We start from the raw sequence: 18,361 nt of genomic DNA, 5'->3' as shown, positions 1-18,361 counted from the left end.
GATAAATTACTGCTCTGCATCACTGTACCGCTCTTGATACTGGTTCTAAATCCACAGGAAGCACATTGAAAAGAAAGCTTGTTTTCAAGCCAATAATGCTTGATTCCAGTACATTTCTTACAGATGATTCCTTGCTTGATCCTTTGTGATTTGATGAATTCAACACAGGAAGCCTCGTCAGGAAACCGATTAATGAAATTGATAATATTCATGGTCAAAACCGTTTATTTTGACCTAATTTAAATCGAGTTAAACCCTTAATAAAGCAATTGACACCAACTGTCAAAAAGAACTTATTTGGCTACTGGTGACTTTGCGGATATTCATAATTTTCAATGTTTAATTGAACTGGGACCAGACCTTTTTCGATTTTTTCACGGGAAGACTCCGCCCAATCCGGTAGTTTGATCAGTTCTCCCAAATGAGCCTCATCCTCATCTATGGAAAATCCAGGTTCATCGGTTGCTATTTCAAATAAAACTCCTCCCGGCTCTCTGAAGTAGATGGATTTGAAATAATTTCTATCCTTTACTTCGGTGACCATATAACCATTTTTCATCAGCAGATGCTGCATTTCAAGCTGCGTCTCTTCATTTGCCGTCCGAAAAGCGATATGATGGACAGTTCCAGCACTTTGCATTCCCCGATTTCCGTTTGGATCTACTAAAATATCTACTATATCACCGGGCTTTCCTTCGGTACCATACCTGAATCGGTTTCCTTCCTGTCCGATCAATGTATAATTCATATGCTCCGTCAGTAATTTTGCTGTCAGCTCTTTAGCTTTTAGATAAAGAGTCACGCCATAGAATCCTTTAATCGAAAAGTCCAAAGGAATCGGTCCATAAGTCCAACCTTTTCTAGAGTCCCTGTCATTGGCAATTAGCTCTATCCCCATCCCATCATGGTCTTCAAAGCGAATCAATTCATCTCCAAAACGAGTCAGCGTATCAGATACTACTACTCCGTATTTTTGAAGTCGCTCTCTCCAAAATGGCAGCGCACCCTTGGCAATAGAAAATGCGGTGTAGGTCAATTCCCCCACCCCTTTGCTACCCTTGCGCGCACCTTGGAAAGGGAAAGTAGTAAAAACTGTACCCGGACTGCCCAATTCATCGCCAAAGTAAAAATGATATACATCCGGCGCATCAAAATTAATGGTCTTTTTGACCAGTCTCAAGCCCAAGATCCCAGTATAAAAATCAACATTGGCTTGAGCGTTTCCGGCGATTGCGGTGATGTGGTGAATTCCTGATATTAATGGTTTCATGATTGCCTGGTCTTAAGTGAAATGGTAAATAGTGGTTTAGTTTCTAAGGGTAAAAGAAAGTCATGGAGAAATCAAATCTCCATGACTTTTATTAAAATTAGGCTTGCTTGACCAATTGAATGCTCAAAATCAATCGGACTTGATCACTCACTACCACGCTACCAGCCTCGGTAACTGCTGACCAAGAAAGACCAAATTCTTTTCTGTTTACTTTACCTTCGATTTCGAATCCAGCCTTAGTTTGTCCATAAGGATCACCAGCCACGCCTCCAAAGTCTACGTCCAATTCTACCTCTTTAGTAGCACCACGCATGGTAAGATTTCCTGCGAGTTTGTAGTCTCCTCCATTCTTGCCGATTTTACCTTCGAAAGAAAGTTTGGGGTGATTTGCCGCATCAAAGAAGTCTGCAGATTTCAAGTGATTGTCACGATCTGTCTGATTGGTATCGATACTGTCGATATCTGCTGTAAATGATACTGATGCGCCATCAAAATCCTCAGAAGTGCTTTCTGCAGCTCCTTCAAATTTTTTAAAATATCCAGTCACAGTTGAAATCACCAAGTGCTTTACTTTAAATGATACCTCAGAGTGAGTAGGGTCGATAGTCCATTTTGTGGTGCTCATAATTGTTTGTTTTTAAGTTTGATTAGAGATTTATTTATGTTTATACAATTCATGTTTATACATACAAGAGGTCAATTTTTTTTACCCTCTCAGCTGATCAAGCAGTTCATTGAGTCTTATTACTTCATTTTCGTCCAAATGGATCACCTTGTGATTGAATTCAGAAACTTGCTTTTCTAGCGTTTCCAGAAGCTCCATGCCTTTCGATGTGATACTGACATCCACTTGTCTCCGGTCCGTAGGACATTCTACACGCTGCACTAACTCTTTACCCTTTAGCTTTTCTACTAGTCTGGAAGCATTTGACATTTTATTCAACATTCTTTCTTGAATGGAAGAAATCGTCAAAGGTTCTCCCTGCTGTCCACGAAGAATCCTAAGCACATTGTATTGCTCAGGAGAAATATCATACGGTTTAAAAAGGCTATTTTGAGCAGTTACCAAATAACTATGGGTGTAAAGTAGATTTACCACCAACTTATTGTAGGGATCCTTAAACTCCTTCTGCTTTATGGCTTCTTCTAGCTTCATCATTTCTACAAATGTATTTAATGTATATACACTAATACTGAGAGAAAAGTTTACCTTCTTTTGATTTTTCTTTAAAAAAATAAATTCCTGTGGCTCTTTACCCTAAAAAATACACCCTGAGGGTAAAAAAAGAAAAATCAGATAGGCCTAATAACAAAAAGAGCCAATTTGATCTCAGGAATTTTTTTATAGGTAATCCTATCGTTAAAATAGACTTAACAAATAAATCTAACCGATAATGAGGTTAAAGCACTAGTAAAAGCTCTGAAAGGCCTATTTATCGAGATCAATAGTTAAAAAGATGTTGAGAAGTTTTAAAAGAAATAATGAGAAAGTCAAAAAATCGAATAAAGGGTAATTAAATGAATTAAAATAGGGTTTTTATCTTCATTGATGAGGTTTTGATGTATTACACTCTTTATAAAGATGAAAAGATGAAGAGGTGACCAATTTGGCAATTCGTTAACATTTTTTGAAATTAGTTAAAAAATTTACTTGTATGAAAAAATTAATTTTAAACTCAACAATGGCCTTGTTGTCGCTCCTTATCGTTTGGGGCTGTGACAATGGTTTTGCGGATGTCGATGTCCTTGACACCCCACCCACAATAGACATTAGAGCTATTTCAAGTGGTCTCACCGAAGGTGAAGATTTTAGAGTAGAAATCAGAATGTCTGATGGCCTGGAAGGAAGTTCAATAAGTACCTTGGCATTACTTTCCTGGTCTATAGCTCAAGACGGAGAAACAGTCACCTCAGGATCCCAAGATCTAACAGGAGACAATCAATCGGTAGTAATTGAAGTTGCTGGTGGATTTGAACCGGGTGATTACAATTTGGACGTGACTGTCACTGATACCAACGGTAATGCCACTTCAGACAATCAATCCTTCACAGTAGCTGCACAAAGACCTGACTTTGATATTTCAGGTACTTGGTTTATCGAGCCTGTAGCTGGTTCGTTAAAAGTAGGACCTTCACCTGGAAGTGGAGAGTGGTTCCAAGTTTCTGACAGTGATGTGGCACTAAGAGATTGTTTTTATGACGACACTTATACCTTCAATGCAGATGGAAGTTTCGAGATCGAACTGGGAGAAGCTACTTGGCTTGAAACATGGCAGGGAGTAGATTCAGACAGATGCGGGGCTCCTGTAGCACCATTCGATGGTTCTGGATCTTATTCTTATGCTTACAATGGCAACACACTTCGTCTAATCGGAGAAGGAGCTTATGTAGGTCTTTCCAAAGTAAATAATGCGGGAGAAATCTCTCAGGGCGCCGCTGTAGCAGACGAAATCACTTATAACATCGCCGATCAAAGCCTTGATGGAGACACCAGAAGAATGACGCTTCAAATTGAAGCCGGTGACGGTGTATGGTGGGAATTCCTATTGATCTCAGGAGAAATTGTAACTCCTGCTCCAGCTGATGATATTGCTGGTAACTGGAAAATGGAGCCGATCGCTGGTGCATTTGGAGTAGGCCCCGCAGCTGGCAGCACTGAATTTTTTGCAAATTCAGCCGATGACGTTACCACAAGAGCTTGCTTCTTCGATGATGTATATACTTTTGGTGAAGATGGAAGCTTCAGTATAGAAATGGGAGATCAGACTTGGCTTGAACAATGGCAAGGAGTAGATAATGACTCTTGTGGTACTCCAGTAGCGCCTCATGATGGATCAGGTGAATACACTTACACTTTCAACGGAACAACGCTAAGGTTGATAGGAGAAGGTGCACACGTAGCACTTCCTAAGGTAGTTAATGGTGGTGAACTTCCTAATGTCGACGTACCAGGAGATGTTACTTATCAAGTAGCTAGCCTAACCGAGAACGACGGAGTTAAGCGTATGACGCTCCACATTGAAATACAAGATGGTATTTGGTGGACATTTAAGTTGATCACTGAATAAGCGCCACATTATTACGAACAGGTATCAGTTTTCCTGATACCTGTTTTGTTTTTAACTGACAATACAACCACGATGAAAAAAAATAACCTTATTCTACTTTCATCCCTTTTCTTATTTTTCATGGGATGTGGATCAAATGACCCCAGTACCACAGGTCCAGATACCCCTCCTGCCGTAGAGATTGCCATACCAAGTTCGGGCTACGAATCTCCTACAAGCTATTCTGGAAAGACCCTAGTATGGGAAGATGATTTTGAAGAAAACAGACTCGACCCTGCGAATTGGACTCATGAAACCGGAACCGGTCAAAATGGATGGGGAAATAATGAGCTTCAGTTTTACCGCTCTCAGAATACTTCCTTTCAAGACGGTCATTTAATTATCACAGCAAAAGAAGAGTCTTTTAATGGAAGCAACTATACCTCTTCCAGAATCATTTCTTTAAATAAGCAGCAATTTCGATATGGAAGAATAGACATCAGAGCTGTCATGCCAAGAGGACAAGGGCTTTGGCCGGCACTTTGGATGTTAGGAGTTAATTTCCCCACGGTTGGATGGCCTGCCTGCGGCGAAATTGACATCATGGAAATGATAGGTGGAAATGGCCGAGAAAACACGGTGCATGGCACAGTACATTGGCAAAATAATGGTTCTCACGCCGAATTTGGAGGCAGCAGAACCATCAGCAATGGCACCTTGTCCGATAAATTTCATGTCTACAGCATCGAATGGGACGCTACCAGGATTAGATGGTTCATAGACAATGAACAATATCATGAAATCGATACCAGCCCTGCTGAATTGGATGAGTTTAGAAGAAGCTTCTTCTTTATCATGAATGTAGCTGTGGGAGGTAACTGGCCAGGTTCACCAAACGCCAACACTACTTTCCCTCAACACATGATTGTAGATTACGTGAGAGTATTCCAAAATCAATAAAAAATGCCCCTCGGGGCATTTTTTATTTAGTCTCTATCACGAAGCCAATCTTGAAGCAATTGCGAGACCTCTTCAGGCTTTTCGATACAACTACTATGTCCTGCTCCTGCGATCATGTGCAATTTTGCACCAGCGATTCCCATTTGGATAAATTTAGCTTTTTCAGGTTTTGTGGCAACATCCTCATCCCCTACTATCACCAGCGTGGGACAGGAAATCCCTCCTAATTCAGACTCTACTCCCTTACGGTAAATCACGCCTTCAACAGGTCCTGTCACCGTCCTCTTGTTAGCCATTAATTGTTTCTTCCAATACTTTACCTGAGGCTCATTTTTCTTTTGAGATAGCCAGCTTTCAGCAAACATAATCGGCATTACTTTGGAGGCAACGGGACCAATGACTCCTAACCATCTCACAATTCCATTGAGGGTTTTGTATTTGGGAAGATTCTCTACAGGCTCTGCATTGGCTGAAGTTTCCAGCAAGACTAGACTTTTGATCAATTTAGGATATCTAGCTGCCAAACGCATCCCTACAAAACCTCCCATTGATAAGCCCACAAAATGAACCGGATCATCACACAGTGCCTGAATAAGTGCCGCGGCATCCTCCGCCACCGTTTCTATATCATAGGGACCGATAGCTTCACTTTTTCCTTGTCCCCTATGGTCGTAGGCTAGGATTCGGTAATTTTTGGAAAGCACTTTGATTTGAGCATCAAACATCTGATGACTCCAAAGCAACCCATGAGAAAACACTACCGTTTCCTTTCCTTGTCCTAACTCGACATAGTGAATTTTTACTCCATTTACTTTGATTTCTGGCATATTTCTGGGTTTATCGTAATAGTATACTCTACCAGTCCAACCCAGGTTGGGTCAATTTTGCATTTTCTCTAGCCTTGTGCTGATCTACGATGGTCTTTACATCTTCCAAAAGCTGCTTTGCATCGTAAACAATTCCATCCTTAATAGTAAACTTTACCCCACCCACTCGAATCGGCTGATTGTTGTCATCAATTCTGATCGTTCCTGTGCCGTAAAGTACTTTGAGGTTTTGAAGAGGGTTTTCTTCCAATACGACGAAATCGGCTAATTTACCCACCTCGACAGTTCCTATTTCTTTTTCCATTCCCAAAGCTTCCGCGCCATACATTGTAGCAGACCGGATAACCTCCAAAGGATGAAATCCCGCCTCTCGCAGCAATTCCAGTTCACGGACATAAGCAAAGCCGTACAACTGATAAATAAATCCTGAATCGGAACCCGCCGTAACTCTACCCCCACGGTTTTTGTATTCATTGACAAAAGTCATCCAAAGCCTGTAATTCTCCTTCCACTGCACTTCCTCCTCCGTAGTCCAGTCAAACCAGTAAGAACCATGGGACTGACGGCTAGGCGCATAGAATCTCCAAAGAGAGGGCAAAGTATACACCTCGTGCCATTCTTGGGTTCTAGCCCGCATTAAATCCCGATTGGCTTCATAGATATTAAAAGTAGGATCTAGAGTAAAATCAAGCTCCAACAATTCATTCATCACATTATTCCAATGCTCTGAATACGGAGGAGCCGCTTGCTTCCAAAGCTTACCCGCCTCTCCAAATCGATGCTGCTCGTTTTGATAATTGTAATCCAGTCTAAAATCCTGAATTGTTCGGTCTTGGAAAAGCGCTTCGGGTAGCCCATACCAATGCTCCATACTTGTGAGTCCAGCTCTTGCAGAATGGAGCACGTTCCATCTAGCCACATCCAATTGCTGATGATGCATCGCTGATCGAAGACCAATCCTCTTATTTTCAGAAATAGCAGCTTCCATCACCTCCGGATTAGCTCCAAAAAACTTGATCCCATCTGCTCCCTTTGCTTTGTTTTCATTCACCCAAGCCTTAGCCTGATCAGCAGTAGTTATTGGAGTTTCGGCTCGCTGCCCAAATGAAGTATAAGCCAAGATTCGTGGGGCTGTGATAGAATTTTCTTGAGATTTTCGCTTGTGCTCCAATACCCAGTCGAGCCCATTTCCCGCCGATGGGTCCCGGATAGTGGTGATCCCATGGGCCATCCATAGCTTGAATACATATTCCGCAGGAGTACCTTGTCCACTGCCTCCGATGTGCCCATGCATATCGATGAGACCGGGCAAAACGTAATGTCCTTCTAAATCCAGCTCTTTGGTATTTTCATCCGCTTTGGGCCTGCGGTTTTCATTAATCGGTAATCCTGGATAACCAACAGATTGAATCTGTATTATCCGGTTTTTCTCTACTACAATATCCACTGGCCCGACCGGCGGCGCTCCTGTTCCATCAATAAGAATCACTCCCCGTAATATTAATTTATTATAGGGTCCATCTCCTTCTGCGCGATCAGGAGAAGGCATAATTTGTGTAAAAGCCTGAACCGAAATCAAGCATACAAATAGGCATAAAAGGAATTTTTTAACTGTCATAGACTTGGTGGCTGATTAGAATCAATAAGTTAGGACAAAAAGCAAAAGGAAAAAAAACTTTATGCCAGAGGGGCAAAAAAAAGTCCTGTTTTGGGAACAGGACTTTTTATTTATAGGATACGAAATTAAAGGTCTTGGAACTTCTCCATGATATCTTCTGAGATGCCGGTAAACGAATATCCACCGTCATGGAAAAGATTTTGCATAGTGACCATCCTCGTCAAATCTGAGAACATCGTCACAATATAATCCGCGCAAGAATCGGCAGAGGCATTGCCCAATGGAGAAAGTGACTCAGCAAAATTAAAGAAAGAGTCAAATCCTCCGATCCCTGTACCTGCTGTAGTTTTGGTAGGAGATTGGGAGATGGTATTTACACGGACTTTTTTCAATTTTCCGAATCGATAGCCATAGCCTCTAGCGATGCTTTCTAGTAGCGCTTTGGCATCTGCCATATCAGTATAAAATGGAAACACTTTCTGCGCTGCAATATAAGAGAGCCCGATGATCGAACCCCACTCTTTCATCACATCCATCTTCTCAGCTACTTGCATCATTTTGTGAAATGAAATAGCAGAGACATCGTAGGATTTCATAGCCCAGTCATAGTTCAGATCACCATAACTTCTCCCTTTTCGGATATTGGGCGACATTCCAATAGAATGAAGTAAGAAATCGAAATCTCCTCCTAAATATTCTTTGGCTTCACTGTAGAGTTTTTCTATATCTTCTAGCGCGGTAGCATCTGCAGGAATGACGATGGTATTACACTCTTCAGCCAATTCTTTGATAGCTCCCATGCGCATAGCAATTGGTGCATTCGTCAATACGAAGCGAGCACCCTGTTCTTTGGCCTTGAGTGCAGTTTTCCATGCAATTGAATTTTCATCAAGGGCTCCTGTAATGATCCCCACTTTTCCTTTTAGCAAATTTTCAGGCATATAGCTTATTTGATTGTTGTCAAAAATTTGAGTAAAAATAAGGAATTTTTGGGATTAGCAGGCCTAACTGGCAAGAAGCTCCTTAGCACTTGCCACCGCTGAAGGGGAAGGATGAGCTCCTGCAATCATTTTAGCCAATTCATCTATCCGCCCTGATTCATCCAAAAGCTTGATTTTACTGATGGTTTTTTCAGAGGCATTGTCCTTGTACACGAAATAATGCAAATCCCCCTTCGCTGCCACCTGAGGCAAATGGGTGATGCAAATTACCTGATGCTGCATAGCAATATCTTTCATCATACGCACCATCTGCAAAGCCACCTCCCCGGAAATCCCCGTATCTATCTCATCAAAAATCAAAGTGGGGAGTGCCATTTTATCTGCCATCAAATACTTGATAGCAAATAGTAAACGGGAAAACTCTCCCCCGGATGCCACTTTCTTGAGTGGCTGAGGAATCGAACCTTTATTTGCGGTAAATAAAAACTCTACTTCATCTATTCCGGATAAAGCAGGAGACATCTCTTTTCTGTCTATTTTGATTTGGGCATTTTCCATTCCCAAACCAGCTAAAAGACTCTGTAAGGAATTTTCAAAATCAATAAAGCAGGCCATCCGAAGCGTACTAAGCATTTTAGCTTTATCTTTTAGTACTTTCTCAGCCTCCTTTAGACGAAGCTCTGCCGCCTCAAGGCTTTCATCTAGGTTTTGGAACTGAAAAACTTTATCTGCTAGCTCCTGCTCGATAGTAAGGAGCTCCTCCACGGAGCTGACACCGTGCTTTTTCTGCAGCTGGTAAATTTTACTCAATCGATCCCTAATTTCCTCCAGTCTTTCAAAATCTACCTCGACTTTGCTATCCTCATCAGATAGTGTCTCAGCAAGATCTTTTAGCTCGATATAGACTTCTTGAAATCGATTTTGAAATAGCTCAAATTTATGAGCTAGCCTAGCTAGGGTCTGAAGGCCTTGCTGGATTTGGGCTAATCCCTGAAATACTCCAAACTGCTCCCCATCAAAGAGATTCATCACTTCATGAATCTTGGTTTTGATTTCCTCGGCGTTTTCTAAAACTTCCTGAAGAGACTCAAGCTCGGCTTGTTCTCCTGACTGAAGGGCTAGTAGGCTCAACTCGTCCAATTGAAACTGAACAAAATCAGCCTCTTTTTGAAGCTCCACCGCCTTTTCCTTCAGCTCTTGATATTCTTTCTGAGCCTTTTTATACGAACGATAGGCAGTCTGATAGGATTGGAGTTCCTCCTTACTTTGTGCAAAGGCATCCACCAAGCCCAGTTGATACTGTCCATCGCCTAACTGCAAGGTGTCATGCTGAGAATGAATATCCATCAGCATAGCTCCAAGAATCCGAAGGCGATCTAGAAGTACCGGAGTGTCGTTGACAAAGGAGCGCGACTTTCCGCTTGGACTGATTTCTCTTCGTATGATACAGGTAGACTCGTAGTCTAGTTCTTCTAACTCGAAGAAAGGCTGCAAACCGTAGGAGCCAATATCAAAAACCCCTTCAATAATGCATTTTTGATCCTCATGTAATAGCACCTTAGTGTCAGCTCGATTACCCAGCAATAGTCCCACTGCGCCTAGCATAATAGATTTACCAGCGCCTGTTTCCCCTGTAATCATACTTAAAGCAGGACTAGGGTGCATCTGCAGTTGATCTATGAGGGCGTAATTGGAAATACTGAGCGACTTAAGCATACAATTTTTTTACTTGGACAAAGCTAAAAAATCAAATTCAGCTTTTTAGAAGTTCATTATACATTCTGGCATTATTTGGATCTACTTTCAGCAGGAGCTCTACTGCCTCGCTGCGGAGCTCAAAAGGCGCACCTTTTAAAATTTTTGAAATTTCTTCTCCCTTAGCATCCATAAATGCAATTGTAAAAATACCATTGGGCTGTGCATCATTGGCTTCTGAGACTATTCGAATAGCCTCAACTATGTTCTCATAGGCCTTTTCCTGCTGCACCTGTAGAATATCCAAACCCTGTCTATGGTAGAGATATAATGCTTCGCGAATCGCCGAAAAAACCGACGAAGTATAAATATCATTGATCAACCAATACCGATTTCTACGATCTGAGGTACTCTGCACCCATCCTGATCTTCCGGAATTTTGAGCATTATTAACGATATCATTCGCTACCGCAAAAAACTCTTGCCCTCCATTTTCCTGAAAGGTATCGTAATCCAGTCCCAGAGTGATATTAGCATAAAAAGCTAAAAGAGAACTGATATTATTCAAGAAGGTAAAGCGATTAAACTCCAAGGGCTGGGACTCTATATATTCAAAATTCCAGTTGCGATCCGCAAAATTAAAAACCAAAGACTCATAGTCGGTGCCGTAAATCGGACGCACAACTTGCACCTGCACAGTCGCAGAGTAAACGCCGACCTGAGGCACATCATTGATCGTGATGAGTAGATTTCCTTTGATCCTTTCCTCCGGTCTGAACTCATCGGAGGTCCAAGATCTCCCGTTTAAGAATTGCTCAAAGGAGCTTTTCATCTGATTGAAAATATCTGTGTTTTGGATACGGGCCCTATCACTATTGATGATTACGGTAAAATTGAGCTCCTGGGCAAGACCTAGATTTGCCAGGACCAGAAACATCAAAGTAAGAATCCAGTTTTTCATAATTTAAAAATAGAAGTTTTTTTTAGGCTTGAAACCAGTTTGCTTCCTTTTTGATCTCATCAAGAATCAACTCCGCTATCGCTGCTTTCTGCTCGACTTCACTTTTGATCATAGAACCGTCTCTATGAAAAATGTGAACCCGGTTGGTATCCAAACGAAACCCTGCACCACTTTCTTTCATTGAATTCAAAACAATCAAATCAAAATTCTTTTTCTTCAGTTTTTCTTTAGCATTTTGCTCCTCATTTTCTGTTTCTAAAGCAAAACCTACATGATATTGGCTAGCGCTTTTTTGCTCACCCAGGCTGAAGGCTATGTCTTTATTTTTTCGAAGAATAAGTTTCAGTTCCGAATCCTTCTTTTTGATTTTTTCTTGGGCTACCTCTTGAGGTGCATAATCTGACACAGCAGCTGTGAAAACGGCGATATCTACTTTGGGATGGATTTCAGTAGCAGCTTCAAACATATCTTTGGCAGATAGAACATCCCGCCAATGAAATCCTTCTTTATTTACAGGAATGGAGACAGGACCAGAGACTACAAATACTTCAGCACCACGGCGGCGAAATGCCTCAGCAAGTGCGTAGCCCATTTTGCCACTGGAGTGATTGCTAATAAACCTTACTGGGTCTATGGCCTCCTGAGTGGGCCCCATGGTCAAAAGCACTTTTTTTCCTTGGAAATCTTTTTCTTTTTGAAAAAAACGAATCACCTGGTCAAGGATGCGCTCAGGCTCCATCATTCGACCTTGGCCGGAAAGACCACTAGCCAGCTCTCCGGATTCGGCATCTAAAACACAATTTCCAAAGAATTGAATTTTTCTCAGGTTTTCCCTTACCGCGGGATGCTGGTACATGTCCAAGTCCATAGCAGGTGCTACCATTACGGGGCATCTCGCCGAAAGATAGGTGGCTGTCAAAAGATTATCGCAAAGCCCATTGGCCATTTTCGCCAAGGTATTGGCGCTAAGAGGTGCTATTAAAAAAAGGTCTGCCCAAAGCCCTAGCTCCACATGATTATTCCACTCTCCGGTTTCATCTTTTTGAAATGTACTAAGGACGGGACGTTTAGAAAGTGTCGCTAAAGTCAAGGGGGTAATAAAATCAAGAGCAGAAGCGCTCATAATAATTTGCACTTCTGCTCCTGCCTTGATGAGTGATCGGGTAAGTTGAGCGGATTTGTAAGCAGCTATACTGCCGCATACACCTAAAACGATCCGCTTACCTGTCAGATTCATTTTATTGTTCGACGTCTTGCTCGGGGAATCTATGATAAATCTTTTTCTCTACAAATTCTTCCATAGCCAAGGTAGAAGGCTTTGGCATGCGCTCATAAAATTTTGAGATCTCAATTTGCTCCTTGTTTTCAAATACTTCTTCAAGATTATCTACTGTAGAAGCAAACTCCGACAATTTGGTATTCAATTCTTCCTTCAGATTTGAAGAAATTTGTTTTGCCCGCTGTCCAATCACATGAATGGATTCGTAGATATTGCCGGTAGGCTCAGCGATTTTTTCTAGATCTCTGGTAATGATGGATGGATTGACTGCCATTTTATTGATTTGTTTTTGTTTCAGTTTTGTTTTCTGCGTTTTCTTCCGCTTCTTTTTTCTCTTGCGCTGCAGCACGCTCTGCATTTTCTCTCTTCAGCTCCAAGTGAGTAGTTAGCTCATCTTTGGCAGAAGCCTCAAATTTTTTCACATCCGAGACATATTTGCTATTCGGATATTTCCTGTAGAAATCAGAAGCAAAATTTAAGGCGTCATTTAATCGCTCTTCCTTTTTATTAAAGATACTGTTTTCGGCATAGCCTGCACTTACTTCTACTAATTTGTAAGCTAATTCCTCGTTGTATTTGCTTTCGGGATAGTCTTTAGCAAAATTCTGAAAGTTAATGATACAAGCTCTAAAGAAATCACCTGGGTAGAGACCGTCTTTCAGTCGGTAGTACATGGCAGCTTCTTGGTAAGCTTTCTCTTCGAATCTCGACTCTAAGTCCTGAAGCATTTCCATGGCTCTCTCATAACTGGCCGAACCGGGAAATTGGATCACAAACTGCTGTATCGCCGATACTGCCTCTCTACTACTTTGCTGATCCAAGTTGTAATCCGGAGAATCCAAATACAAGGCATAAGCATTCATAAACAGGGCTTCTTCTGCCAGAGGACTTCGATTATAGGTCCTGTAAAAATTATTAAAATAACCTGCCGCTTCTATGTACCGCTTGGTCATAAAGTGGCAATTGGCATAATTATAATCGGCAATTTCGGCCTTCTCACTACCTCTGATGACCGGCAAAACCTTGTCATATAGGATGATAGCTTTGTTATACTCTCCTTCTTGGTAGTACTTATTTGCTCCTTCATAGAGCTCTTCCCAATTCGTGCTTTTCTCCAGCTTGCTGAATGGACCGCAAGAGGTGATCAAAAGAGAAAAGAGGAGTAAAGAAAGGATGGTTAAACGCATGTTCATTTTCAAGACCGCAAATATACGGGATATAAATTGGTATTCAAATGGATAGCTCAAGTGCTACTTCTTCACAACGAGCTTTTTTGTGACAATATTTTTATTGTCTACAAATAGTGTGTAAAAATATACGCCCGGATTGAACTCCGAGACATTGACCTGAAGGGTGTTTCTTTCCGGATCAAGCTGATATTCAGCCACTGGATTTCCTATGAAACTATTAATGGATATTCTCGCCACTGCAGATCGGTTTTTGATCAGATAGTCAAAATGCGCAACGCGGTTGCTAGGATTGGGATAAACGTCACTGAGTGAAAGATCCTCGTAATCAAACTCACTGATTTTATTTACAGGATTAGAAACCTCGTAGGTAGCTTCCACTACAAAAGCATCACGGATATTTTCAGCATTGACGAAGAAAAGATCAAAACTCCCCCTAGTCTCTGCTATTCCCAAATCAAATTCCACATAGACATCTGTGATAATTTCCCCCGGATTCATTGTCAGTTTAATCTTGGCCAAATCCTTCTTAGCATCAAAACACTGCTCCCCTACACAAATCTTCATGTTTTGTGAAGAACCAATATTACCTCTGAGATTTTTTAAATAAAAGGTTTTGGTCTTGTCTGAATCGTTTTGAATCAGAATACTTTTCCGCTGAGAACCGCCTATAGCTCCTACAAAATCCAAATTCTCACTCAACACGCGAATCTCCTGTGCCGTCCCAAAAAGAGGAGACATCAGCAGAAGCCAAGTCATGAGAATGAGAATTTTTTTCATGTAAAATTTTGATCTATAAGCCCTTTAAATTTTTATTACTTAAACAATATACGGACAAAATTAAATGATGGATAACATGAAAGCGAAAATTTCCGGTTAATTCATGTTAAGCCTTTTAAAATTTTTTTACGCTTTGATCGTTAGCCCCTTTTCTAAACAATAACTCGGTGTTTAATCGTGCTTTTTATGTATTTGAAGAACGCTTTTTAAGCGATTTTTTGATTTCTTCTTCAGTTGGCATCATCAACTTTACATCAGGAATATCAAATAAATTTTTTTGCTTTGGATCGATCTCTTCCACTTTTCTCCAAGCTGATACATCCTGCATGGTAGGCTTCTCCTCTTCTCTCCAAATGAAACCCTCCAAACGGCTAGACTTTTCATCAGTTTCTTGAACCGGAATAAATCTACCATCTGGCTTTACGCCATAATTAACTTTTCGGATAGCACCGTCTTGAAAACTCAACCTTACTGTAGCAGATAAAGTCCGATTTACCCCTTGGGTCAAGGTATCCCCTTCCAAAGCGTAGTACAGCGACTCCCCGTTTCCCTCGATAAATAATTGATTGATTTCACCCTCTTCAAAATAGGCTGTCATCTTTCGACCCTTCATTTGATTGAAGTTTTGAAGCGTATCTGTCATTACCGAAAACGCTTTTTCTTTTAGAATGGCCCGATCAAGCTCCTCATTTACGAGATAAAAAGCCATGGAATCAGCGGTAAGTTGATTTTTTTGATTCCATAGTACAGGATCTTGAAAAAGCTGTATAGTAGAGTCCGAATAGTTATACACCAATGAATCTGCGATGCCAGCCAGATCTTTTTTGATCAACCGAACAGAATGAAATGCTAAAAGATATTGTACCGAATCAATTTCATTGTCTTGGGAAATCAGCGTATCAGCAAGCATAAATAGGGTGTCCTTTTCAAAATACTTTCTTACCAGCGCATTTCCATTGACTTGACTGTAGCCCTGGTTTTCCCAATATTTTCCCACATCCCCAAAGACCTCCACTTCACGCTTTTTATTGTAGACAGCAACTCGCTTTTTACCCTCATAATAAGCTTCCAACTCCCTGTATATCAATTCGTCAGCCCTTACTCTACGGTCTTCTGTCTCTACCGTTCCTTCAAAAAACCGAAACTGTTTGTTTTGAGTATCATAAAAACTTCCTTTCAGTGCATCAAGGGTTGTTCCATCTTCTGCAATTAAATTGGTCAGGCCTTGGGTTTCAGCGGTTTTTGGGATAGTTAAGTATACCAAATCATTGGTCTTCATGGTGTATTCAGGATTCACCAATATCACATCCTCTGTAAAAGTAATCCGCTCCAAGTTGATCTCATACCTACCCTTCACACTAGTGAGCACATTGGTAGAGTCGACCACTTTCCCTTCGTTAAAATAAATGGCAACATTGGCCAATCGATCAAAATCCAGGTAATCTGTATAAAGTGTAGTCTCTCCATTGGTCATGACTACATTGGTTCGAAGTTTGGCCAATTTTGTATTCCCATCGTAGTCCGCATAGGCACTGCGGGTCGTCACGGAATCCTCCAAGTCTTCAATAAAAACCCGACCGTATAGTTTGGCCATGTTCTGTGACCTATAAAAATGAGCCGAATCGCAATTGATCAAGGTACTTTGATTTTTCATCCGTACATCTCCATAGAGTCTTTGAAACCCCATCGCTCCTGTCAATGAATCTGCACGTATGATTTCCAGCTGATTATTTCCTCCTCCAGTATTTGATCTATTCGCAGAAGCATCTCGCTGCTGCCCCCTCTGCGCAAGGCTAACTTGGTAGCTACAAAGAAGCAAAAATAGAAAACCGAAGAAAATGGAGTTTTTCATAGTGAATAGACAGTGGGCAAAATTAATAGAAAAAGCTATTTTTGATCAATGATCTCAGCCTTTAAAGCGCATATACGTCAAAAGAACCTTTTTGATGCTCAAAATACCTATCTTCTCGCCTGTAGCGGCGGGGTGGACAGCATGGTTCTTGCAGATCTTCTGCTAAAATCCGGAATTCCTTTCGAACTTGCCCATGTGAACTTTCAGCTGCGGGGCAAGGAAAGCGAAGACGACGCTGCTTTCGTCTCTTCTTGGGCCGCTAGACATGAAGTCACTTTCCACCTCCATCGAGTAGATGCCGAAGCTTTTTCTGAAACTGAGAAGATTTCCATACAGATGGCTGCTCGCGAATTACGCTATCAATGGTTTGAAACCGTCCGAAAATCCCACAAACTAGCTGGCATTGTGTTAGCCCATCATGAGGACGATCAAATCGAAACCATCTTTCTCAACCTGCTGAGAGGCACAGGACTTGATGGACTACAAGGCATGGCTGACCGAAAAGGAATGCTGATTCGTCCCCTTCTTCCATTTTCCCGCCAGGAAATTCTACACTATGCTGGCGCTGAGAGCATCAACTGGCGGGAAGACAGCTCCAATCAAAAAACGGATTACAAAAGAAATAAGCTACGTCTGGAAGCTCTTCCTAAACTATACGAGATCTCCCCGGATGCCAAAAGCAACCTACTGGCTAGTCTAGCTCGAATAAAAGATAGTGCTAAGGCATTTGGAGGCCTGTATGAAAAATGGCTTAGAGAGACGATTCGACAAGAAAATGAGACTTTTTATCTTCCTCTCGGAGAGTTAATTCATATGCCTGGTGCAGTCAGTTTGATTTACCTTTGGATTAGATCCTATGGTTTTAATGCTGATCAAGCCTTTTCGATTTATCAGGCAGCAAAGTCCAATGAGGTAGGTAAGCTCTTTTCGTCGGGCACGCACCTACTCAATCTCGACCGGGAGGAATTAATTTTAATGCCCAAGAGCCCAGATTTTGAGGCAGTGGAAATCTCCGCAAATGATATTGAGCTGCAGCTCCCGGAAGGCAATTATGAATTATTAAAGTTAACCACACCAATAACGCTGGATAAGGCTCGAAAGAACGCAATGTTGGATTTGGATCAGTTGGAATTCCCTTTAGAAATCCGAAATTGGGTCCAGGGAGATCGTTTTGTCCCTTTAGGGATGAGAAATGCTAAGAAGGTTTCGGACTTTTTAATAGATTTGAAAATACCCTTGGCTCAAAAATCCAAAGTCAAAGTGCTCCTATCTGGCGGAAAAATCGCCTGGGTCATTGGCCTGCGCATAGCAGACTGGGCAAAATACAGTGAGGCAAGTAGTCGAGTACTTTATCTAAAACAAAAATCTAATGCGTAACCCTTTTTCCAAAACCTACAGCGAAGAAGATCAGAAGATGTTTGATTTTCTGAGAGCAGCGAAATTTTTTGAGCGCCTTCGAAACAAGGAAATGGCTCGATTTCTACCGGCTATGCATCACCGAAAATACCAACGAGATGAGGTGGTTTTTTTCAGTAAAGATCCCAGTCAGGCGCTGTACCTGATCAAAAAGGGGCAAATCAACTTGACAATTGATGTGAAGGATAATTTTGAGACCATATTAGAAATCAACCGAGGGGAGGCTTTCGGAGAAAACTCTCTTCTGGAAAATGCAAAAAGAACCTACACGGCGATTGTGACCTCAGAGGAGGCTGATTTGATCGTATTGCCACATTTTGCTATTCAAGAGGTATTTGAATCAAACCCCAAAATAAAAGCCAAAATGATGACCTCTCTCTCGGAGTATTACAATGAAAACAACCAAAGACTTTTCCGATCTTATCGGGAATCATTCGGTTTTTTCAGCTTGCGACAGATGTTTGAATAGAAGTTTTGAATGAAAACGGATTTCATTTGTCCCAAATGTCTACCGTCAAACAAACTATT

At 41.4% G+C, this 18,361-nt stretch carries 18 protein-coding genes; 4 read left to right on the top strand and 14 right to left on the bottom strand.

All coding sequences use genetic code 11. From position 1 onward, the window contains the following. The 4 genes from BLQ57_RS04325 to BLQ57_RS04310 form a co-directional block, all read right to left on the bottom strand. On the bottom strand, window positions 1–212 hold a 212-nt coding region (locus BLQ57_RS04325), incomplete at its 3' end, for a transposase (RefSeq protein WP_139162658.1). A gap of 89 nt (window positions 213–301) precedes the next feature. Then, entirely contained in the window at window positions 302–1,270 is a 969-nt protein-coding gene (locus tag BLQ57_RS04320) for a ring-cleaving dioxygenase (RefSeq protein ID WP_087937979.1), read from the bottom strand. A 97-nt stretch (window positions 1,271–1,367) separates the two neighbouring features. Continuing rightward, on the bottom strand, window positions 1,368–1,895 hold the full coding sequence (locus tag BLQ57_RS04315) for a YceI family protein (RefSeq protein ID WP_087937980.1): 528 nt from the start codon (window positions 1,893–1,895) through the stop codon (window positions 1,368–1,370). Window positions 1,896–1,976: 81 nt separating this feature from the next. Continuing rightward, the gene (locus tag BLQ57_RS04310) at window positions 1,977–2,426 is read right to left on the bottom strand and encodes a MarR family winged helix-turn-helix transcriptional regulator (RefSeq protein WP_175444645.1); all 450 of its coding nucleotides are present in this window, start codon (window positions 2,424–2,426) and stop codon (window positions 1,977–1,979) included. Between the two features lie 499 nt (window positions 2,427–2,925). Here BLQ57_RS04310 and BLQ57_RS04305 point away from each other — a divergent pair, with 499 nt between their 5' ends. After that, a complete protein-coding gene (locus tag BLQ57_RS04305) occupies window positions 2,926–4,338 on the top strand; it encodes a hypothetical protein (RefSeq protein ID WP_092824016.1) in 1,413 nt (470 codons plus the stop codon). Window positions 4,339–4,410: 72 nt separating this feature from the next. Continuing rightward, window positions 4,411–5,277 carry a glycoside hydrolase family 16 protein gene (locus tag BLQ57_RS04300; RefSeq protein WP_087937983.1) on the top strand — a complete coding sequence of 289 codons (867 nt, stop codon included), beginning with the start codon at window positions 4,411–4,413 and terminating at the stop codon, window positions 5,275–5,277. Between the two features lie 26 nt (window positions 5,278–5,303). On the opposite strand, the gene BLQ57_RS04295 is transcribed toward BLQ57_RS04300, so the two are convergent. From BLQ57_RS04295 to BLQ57_RS04250, 10 genes are all read right to left on the bottom strand, one after another. Further along, a complete protein-coding gene (locus BLQ57_RS04295) occupies window positions 5,304–6,104 on the bottom strand; it encodes an alpha/beta fold hydrolase (RefSeq protein ID WP_087937984.1) in 801 nt (266 codons plus the stop codon). A 28-nt stretch (window positions 6,105–6,132) separates the two neighbouring features. Further along, entirely contained in the window at window positions 6,133–7,653 is a 1,521-nt protein-coding gene (locus BLQ57_RS04290; RefSeq protein ID WP_394331255.1) for an amidohydrolase family protein, read from the bottom strand. 194 nt (window positions 7,654–7,847) lie between these two features. After that, the gene (locus tag BLQ57_RS04285; protein WP_087937986.1) at window positions 7,848–8,663 is read right to left on the bottom strand and encodes an enoyl-ACP reductase FabI; all 816 of its coding nucleotides are present in this window, start codon (window positions 8,661–8,663) and stop codon (window positions 7,848–7,850) included. Between the two features lie 63 nt (window positions 8,664–8,726). Next, complete coding sequence (gene recN / locus BLQ57_RS04280; protein ID WP_087937987.1) at window positions 8,727–10,379, bottom strand: DNA repair protein RecN; 1,653 nt, start codon at window positions 10,377–10,379, stop codon at window positions 8,727–8,729. Window positions 10,380–10,416: 37 nt separating this feature from the next. After that, window positions 10,417–11,319, bottom strand: coding sequence for a type IX secretion system protein PorD (porD, locus tag BLQ57_RS04275; RefSeq protein ID WP_087937988.1), 903 nt, complete (start codon window positions 11,317–11,319; stop codon window positions 10,417–10,419). Between the two features lie 22 nt (window positions 11,320–11,341). Next, entirely contained in the window at window positions 11,342–12,556 is a 1,215-nt protein-coding gene (coaBC, locus tag BLQ57_RS04270; protein WP_087937989.1) for a bifunctional phosphopantothenoylcysteine decarboxylase/phosphopantothenate--cysteine ligase CoaBC, read from the bottom strand. A 1-nt stretch (window position 12,557) separates the two neighbouring features. Continuing rightward, a complete protein-coding gene (locus BLQ57_RS04265; RefSeq protein WP_087937990.1) occupies window positions 12,558–12,872 on the bottom strand; it encodes a DNA-directed RNA polymerase subunit omega in 315 nt (104 codons plus the stop codon). Window position 12,873: 1 nt separating this feature from the next. Beyond that, complete coding sequence (locus tag BLQ57_RS04260; RefSeq protein ID WP_175444643.1) at window positions 12,874–13,785, bottom strand: outer membrane protein assembly factor BamD; 912 nt, start codon at window positions 13,783–13,785, stop codon at window positions 12,874–12,876. A 63-nt stretch (window positions 13,786–13,848) separates the two neighbouring features. After that, window positions 13,849–14,565 (bottom strand): T9SS type A sorting domain-containing protein, encoded by a 717-nt coding sequence (locus tag BLQ57_RS04255; RefSeq protein ID WP_087937992.1) that lies wholly within the window; start codon window positions 14,563–14,565, stop codon window positions 13,849–13,851. A gap of 184 nt (window positions 14,566–14,749) precedes the next feature. After that, window positions 14,750–16,417, bottom strand: coding sequence for an OstA-like protein (locus tag BLQ57_RS04250; protein WP_087937993.1), 1,668 nt, complete (start codon window positions 16,415–16,417; stop codon window positions 14,750–14,752). A gap of 48 nt (window positions 16,418–16,465) precedes the next feature. Between BLQ57_RS04250 and tilS the strand changes: the two genes are divergently transcribed. Then, window positions 16,466–17,794, top strand: coding sequence for a tRNA lysidine(34) synthetase TilS (gene tilS, locus BLQ57_RS04245; RefSeq protein ID WP_087937994.1), 1,329 nt, complete (start codon window positions 16,466–16,468; stop codon window positions 17,792–17,794). Beyond that, a complete protein-coding gene (locus BLQ57_RS04240) occupies window positions 17,787–18,302 on the top strand; it encodes a Crp/Fnr family transcriptional regulator (RefSeq protein ID WP_087937995.1) in 516 nt (171 codons plus the stop codon). Before tilS ends, BLQ57_RS04240 begins: the two co-directional genes overlap by 8 nt. The last annotated feature ends 59 nt before the right edge of the window (window positions 18,303–18,361 follow it).

Origin of the sequence: Algoriphagus faecimaris (assembly GCF_900101705.1) — a bacterium.
In the GTDB taxonomy this organism is placed as follows: Bacteria; Bacteroidota; Bacteroidia; order Cytophagales; family Cyclobacteriaceae; genus Algoriphagus; species Algoriphagus faecimaris.
Note: the sequence above shows the minus strand (reverse complement) of the source record. Positions and strands in the feature narration are given on the sequence as shown.